We start from the raw sequence: 5,071 nt of genomic DNA on the forward strand, positions 1-5,071 counted from the left end.
ATTTTCGAGCATCGCTGCACGAGTTGCAGCAAATCAAGCTTTTAATTGAAGAGTTTGATCATGGCTCAGATTGAACGCTGGCGGCAGGCCTAACACATGCAAGTCGAGCGGTAGCACAGGGAGCTTGCTCCTGGGTGACGAGCGGCGGACGGGTGAGTAATGTCTGGGAAACTGCCCGATGGAGGGGGATAACTACTGGAAACGGTAGCTAATACCGCATAACGTCTTCGGACCAAAGTGGGGGACCTTCGGGCCTCACACCATCGGATGTGCCCAGATGGGATTAGCTAGTAGGTGGGGTAATGGCTCACCTAGGCGACGATCCCTAGCTGGTCTGAGAGGATGACCAGCCACACTGGAACTGAGACACGGTCCAGACTCCTACGGGAGGCAGCAGTGGGGAATATTGCACAATGGGCGCAAGCCTGATGCAGCCATGCCGCGTGTGTGAAGAAGGCCTTCGGGTTGTAAAGCACTTTCAGCGAGGAGGAAGGGTTCGGTGTTAATAGCACCGTTCATTGACGTTACTCGCAGAAGAAGCACCGGCTAACTCCGTGCCAGCAGCCGCGGTAATACGGAGGGTGCAAGCGTTAATCGGAATTACTGGGCGTAAAGCGCACGCAGGCGGTTTGTTAAGTCAGATGTGAAATCCCCGAGCTTAACTTGGGAACTGCATTTGAAACTGGCAAGCTAGAGTCTTGTAGAGGGGGGTAGAATTCCAGGTGTAGCGGTGAAATGCGTAGAGATCTGGAGGAATACCGGTGGCGAAGGCGGCCCCCTGGACAAAGACTGACGCTCAGGTGCGAAAGCGTGGGGAGCAAACAGGATTAGATACCCTGGTAGTCCACGCTGTAAACGATGTCGACTTGGAGGTTGTGCCCTTGAGGCGTGGCTTCCGGAGCTAACGCGTTAAGTCGACCGCCTGGGGAGTACGGCCGCAAGGTTAAAACTCAAATGAATTGACGGGGGCCCGCACAAGCGGTGGAGCATGTGGTTTAATTCGATGCAACGCGAAGAACCTTACCTACTCTTGACATCCACAGAACTTTCCAGAGATGGATTGGTGCCTTCGGGAACTGTGAGACAGGTGCTGCATGGCTGTCGTCAGCTCGTGTTGTGAAATGTTGGGTTAAGTCCCGCAACGAGCGCAACCCTTATCCTTTGTTGCCAGCGCGTAATGGCGGGAACTCAAAGGAGACTGCCGGTGATAAACCGGAGGAAGGTGGGGATGACGTCAAGTCATCATGGCCCTTACGAGTAGGGCTACACACGTGCTACAATGGCATATACAAAGAGAAGCAAACTCGCGAGAGCAAGCGGACCTCATAAAGTATGTCGTAGTCCGGATCGGAGTCTGCAACTCGACTCCGTGAAGTCGGAATCGCTAGTAATCGTAGATCAGAATGCTACGGTGAATACGTTCCCGGGCCTTGTACACACCGCCCGTCACACCATGGGAGTGGGTTGCAAAAGAAGTAGGTAGCTTAACCTTCGGGAGGGCGCTTACCACTTTGTGATTCATGACTGGGGTGAAGTCGTAACAAGGTAACCGTAGGGGAACCTGCGGTTGGATCACCTCCTTACCTAAAGATATGCAGTTGAGTGCAGTGTCCACACAGATTGTCTGATGAAAAAGTAACGAGCAGAAATACCTTTATAGGCTTGTAGCTCAGGTGGTTAGAGCGCACCCCTGATAAGGGTGAGGTCGGTGGTTCAAGTCCACTCAGGCCTACCAATCCTCACTCGTGCTGCGTGATGCGCGGTCGTTTACAACGTAAATGCCCTGTGAGCATGTTGTGCCTGAGCGATGGGTAATAAAGGTTTCTGCAAGTGACTGTATGGGGCTATAGCTCAGCTGGGAGAGCGCCTGCCTTGCACGCAGGAGGTCAGCGGTTCGATCCCGCTTAGCTCCACCATATCCATATGGTCCTTGATAATACTTCAGAGTGTGCTGGCAACAGTATGCTGCGAAGTATTTTGCTCTTTAACAATCTGGAACAAGCTGAAAATTGAAACATGACAGCTGAAACTTATCCCTCCGTAGATGTATTGGGGTAAGGATTAACCTGTCATAGAGTCTCTCAAATAAACAGCACGACAGTGTCTTCTGTTTACAGAAACACCTTCGGGTTGTGAGGTTAAGTGACTAAGCGTACACGGTGGATGCCTAGGCAGTCAGAGGCGATGAAGGGCGTGCTAATCTGCGAAAAGTGTCGGTAAGGTGATATGAACCGTTATAACCGGCAATACCCGAATGGGGAAACCCAGTGCAATTCGTTGCACTATCGTATGGTGAATACATAGCCATACGAGGCGAACCGGGGGAACTGAAACATCTAAGTACCCCGAGGAAAAGAAATCAACCGAGATTCCCCTAGTAGCGGCGAGCGAACGGGGAACAGCCCAGAACCTGAATCAGTTTGTGTGTTAGTGGAAGCGTCTGGAAAGTCGCGCAGCAAAGGGTGATAGCCCCGTACACTAAAATGCACATTCTGTGAGTTCGATGAGTAGGGCGGGACACGTGACATCCTGTCTGAATATGGGGGGACCATCCTCCAAGGCTAAATACTCCTGACTGACCGATAGTGAACCAGTACCGTGAGGGAAAGGCGAAAAGAACCCCGGCGAGGGGAGTGAAATAGAACCTGAAACCGTGTACGTACAAGCAGTGGGAGCACCTTCGTGGTGTGACTGCGTACCTTTTGTATAATGGGTCAGCGACTTATATTTTGTAGCAAGGTTAACCGTATAGGGGAGCCGTAGGGAAACCGAGTCTTAACTGGGCGAATAGTTGCAAGGTATAGACCCGAAACCCGGTGATCTAGCCATGGGCAGGTTGAAGGTTGGGTAACACTAACTGGAGGACCGAACCGACTAATGTTGAAAAATTAGCGGATGACTTGTGGCTGGGGGTGAAAGGCCAATCAAACCGGGAGATAGCTGGTTCTCCCCGAAAGCTATTTAGGTAGCGCCTCGTGAACTCATCTTCGGGGGTAGAGCACTGTTTCGGCTAGGGGGCCATCCCGGCTTACCAAACCGATGCAAACTCCGAATACCGAAGAATGTTATCACGGGAGACACACGGCGGGTGCTAACGTCCGTCGTGAAGAGGGAAACAACCCAGACCGCCAGCTAAGGTCCCAAAGTCATGGTTAAGTGGGAAACGATGTGGGAAGGCATAGACAGCCAGGATGTTGGCTTAGAAGCAGCCATCATTTAAAGAAAGCGTAATAGCTCACTGGTCGAGTCGGCCTGCGCGGAAGATGTAACGGGGCTAAACCATGCACCGAAGCTGCGGCAGCGACGCTTAGGCGTTGTTGGGTAGGGGAGCGTTCTGTAAGCCGTTGAAGGTGAACTGTGAGGTTTGCTGGAGGTATCAGAAGTGCGAATGCTGACATAAGTAACGATAAAGCGGGTGAAAAACCCGCTCGCCGGAAGACCAAGGGTTCCTGTCCAACGTTAATCGGGGCAGGGTGAGTCGACCCCTAAGGCGAGGCCGAAAGGCGTAGTCGATGGGAAACAGGTTAATATTCCTGTACTCGGTGTTACTGCGAAGGGGGGACGGAGAAGGCTAGGCTAGCCGGGCGACGGTTGTCCCGGTTTAAGCGTGTAGGGGGAGTGACCTGGTAAATCCGGTTGCTTACTAACCCTGAGGCGTGATGACGATGCACCACGGTGCAGAAGTAGTTGATGCCAAGCTTCCAGGAAAAGCCTCTAAGCATCAGGTAACATCAAATCGTACCCCAAACCGACACAGGTGGTCAGGTAGAGAATACCAAGGCGCTTGAGAGAACTCGGGTGAAGGAACTAGGCAAAATGGTGCCGTAACTTCGGGAGAAGGCACGCTGGCGCGTAAGTGAAGAGACTTGCTCTCGGAGCTGAAGCCAGTCGCAGATACCAGCTGGCTGCAACTGTTTAATAAAAACACAGCACTGTGCAAACACGAAAGTGGACGTATACGGTGTGACGCCTGCCCGGTGCTGGAAGGTTAATTGATGGGGTCAGCCGCAAGGCGAAGCTCTTGATCGAAGCCCCAGTAAACGGCGGCCGTAACTATAACGGTCCTAAGGTAGCGAAATTCCTTGTCGGGTAAGTTCCGACCTGCACGAATGGCGTAATGATGGCCAGGCTGTCTCCACCCGAGACTCAGTGAAATTGAACTCGCTGTGAAGATGCAGTGTACCCGCGGCAAGACGGAAAGACCCCGTGAACCTTTACTATAGCTTGACACTGAACATTGAGCCTTGATGTGTAGGATAGGTGGGAGGCTTTGAAGTGTGGACGCCAGTCTGCATGGAGCCAACCTTGAAATACCACCCTTTAATGTTTGATGTTCTAACTCGGCCCCATAATCTGGGGTGAGGACAGTGTCTGGTGGGTAGTTTGACTGGGGCGGTCTCCTCCCAAAGAGTAACGGAGGAGCACGAAGGTTAGCTAATCACGGTCGGACATCGTGAGGTTAGTGCAAAGGCATAAGCTAGCTTGACTGCGAGAGTGACGGCTCGAGCAGGTACGAAAGTAGGTCTTAGTGATCCGGTGGTTCTGAATGGAAGGGCCATCGCTCAACGGATAAAAGGTACTCCGGGGATAACAGGCTGATACCGCCCAAGAGTTCATATCGACGGCGGTGTTTGGCACCTCGATGTCGGCTCATCACATCCTGGGGCTGAAGTAGGTCCCAAGGGTATGGCTGTTCGCCATTTAAAGTGGTACGCGAGCTGGGTTTAGAACGTCGTGAGACAGTTCGGTCCCTATCTGCCGTGGGCGTTGGAAGATTGAGAGGGGTTGCTCCTAGTACGAGAGGACCGGAGTGAACGCACCACTGGTGTTCGGGTTGTCATGCCAATGGCACTGCCCGGTAGCTAAGTGCGGAAAAGATAAGCGCTGAAAGCATCTAAGCGCGAAACTTGCCTCGAGATGAGTCTTCCCTGGGCCTTTAAGGTCCCTGAAGGAACGTTTAAGACTAAGACGTTGATAGGCTGGGTGTGTAAGTGCAGCGATGCATTGAGCTAACCAGTACTAATGATCCGTGAGGCTTAACCTTACAACACCAAAGGTGTTTTGAAGAGAT

The 5,071-nt window shown here is 52.3% G+C and carries 2 tRNA genes and 2 rRNA genes; all 4 read left to right on the forward strand.

Annotated elements, in window-relative coordinates:
* Nucleotides 1–42: 42 nt before the first annotated feature.
* Nucleotides 43–1,583 (forward strand): 16S ribosomal RNA (locus U869_RS0104715).
* A gap of 75 nt (nucleotides 1,584–1,658) precedes the next feature.
* Nucleotides 1,659–1,735 (forward strand) — tRNA-Ile (locus U869_RS0104720).
* Nucleotides 1,736–1,840: 105 nt separating this feature from the next.
* Nucleotides 1,841–1,916: transfer RNA gene (locus U869_RS0104725), tRNA-Ala, on the forward strand.
* 220 nt (nucleotides 1,917–2,136) lie between these two features.
* Nucleotides 2,137–5,044, forward strand: a 23S ribosomal RNA gene (locus U869_RS0104730).
* The 16S and 23S rRNA genes sit together here with 2 tRNA genes alongside, the layout of an rRNA operon.
* Nucleotides 5,045–5,071 lie beyond the last annotated feature (27 nt).

Origin of the sequence: Serratia sp. H1w (genome assembly GCF_000633355.1) — a bacterium.
GTDB lineage: Bacteria > Pseudomonadota > Gammaproteobacteria > Enterobacterales > Enterobacteriaceae > Chania.